We start from the raw sequence: 1,167 nt of genomic DNA, 5'->3' as shown, positions 1-1,167 counted from the left end.
GAAAGATATTCCAATCCATAACGGCATCCAAACGTTCTAAGGGATTGCCTTTCTCTGATAGTTTTGACAAGATTTTTTCATCGTCTGTGAATAAATGCATGACAGCTCTCCTCATTACTTTTTATTCTATTATCTCATTTTGGGGAAATTTAGGAAGTTTTTAGAGGTCCCCTTATAGTGTGGAAGAAATTGTGACAGCAGAGTATACATCTAGCATCACAGCGACAGGCACCAACTACACGATTACCAATAGCTACACCCCAAAGAAAATAACACTGATAGGCTCTAAGGTCTGGAATGATGCGGACAACCAAGATGGCATTCGTCCGAGCAGTATCACCGTACACCTCTTTGCCAACGGTGTCGATACCGGAAAAACAGCAGTAGCATCAGAGGCTACCGGTTGGAAGTATAGCTTTGAGGATCTAGACCAGTACCAGAATGGCAAGCTCATTGACTACACCGTTCAAGAAGAGGCTGTGCCCGGTTATACCACCCAGATTGATGGCACCCTGATTACCAATAGTCATGTTCCGAAAGAAACACCTCCTGCGCCTAAGGAAGATGAAACCTCAAGAAATCCTAAACCAAGTCATAAGAAAGTCCTTCCAGCTACAAACAGTACCACAAGCGTAGGACTACTTGTCGTCGGATTGGTCTTGCTAGCAGGACTTGCTATCTATCTGGCGAAGAGAGGTAGATAGGACGAACATAGGATTCTCTAAGCGAGAGTGGGAAGAATCGCCCTTTCAAAGAGCTGAATTTTTCCACGCCCCTTAGATTCTGGGTAGAGTTCAGTCCAACCTGGAGGAGCTTAGCTTAACTAATCTAATTTTCCAAAGATTAGAAAAACTCTCCAAATAGTAAAACACAGAAAATCAGTGAACTGCTCCCTGTCAAGTAGACAGTCAAATAATAAAAGATATTAAGCAACCTGATTCCTGAATTCCCAAGGGGTCAGGTTGTTTAATTTAGTTTGATAACGTTGTGTATTGTAAAACTGGATATAGCTTTCCACATCTGCGACTAGCTCCTCATAGGTCTTGTATTTCTTGAGATGATAAGACTCTGTCTTGAAATGCCCAAAGAAACTTTCAATTGGTGCATTGTCGATACATTTCCCAACTCGTGACATGGATAGAGTGATGCCAGCCTGTGTTGTAAAAT

At 42.2% G+C, this 1,167-nt stretch carries 2 protein-coding genes; one reads left to right on the top strand and one right to left on the bottom strand.

Going from position 1 to position 1,167, the window contains the following annotated elements; genetic code table 11:
- Nucleotides 1-191 precede the first annotated feature (191 nt).
- Nucleotides 192-704, top strand: a complete 513-nt coding sequence (locus BU200_RS10545; protein ID WP_158015178.1) for a Cna B-type domain-containing protein — start codon at nucleotides 192-194, stop codon at nucleotides 702-704.
- 221 nt (nucleotides 705-925) lie between these two features.
- Here the strand turns inward: BU200_RS10545 and BU200_RS10540 are convergent.
- Nucleotides 926-1,167, bottom strand: a 242-nt coding sequence (locus BU200_RS10540) for an IS3 family transposase (RefSeq protein WP_142237004.1), incomplete at its 5' end; no start/stop codon positions are given.

The sequence above is a fragment of the Streptococcus acidominimus genome (assembly GCF_001921825.1).
Lineage (GTDB): Bacteria > Bacillota > Bacilli > Lactobacillales > Streptococcaceae > Streptococcus > Streptococcus acidominimus.
Note: the sequence above shows the minus strand (reverse complement) of the source record. Positions and strands in the feature narration are given on the sequence as shown.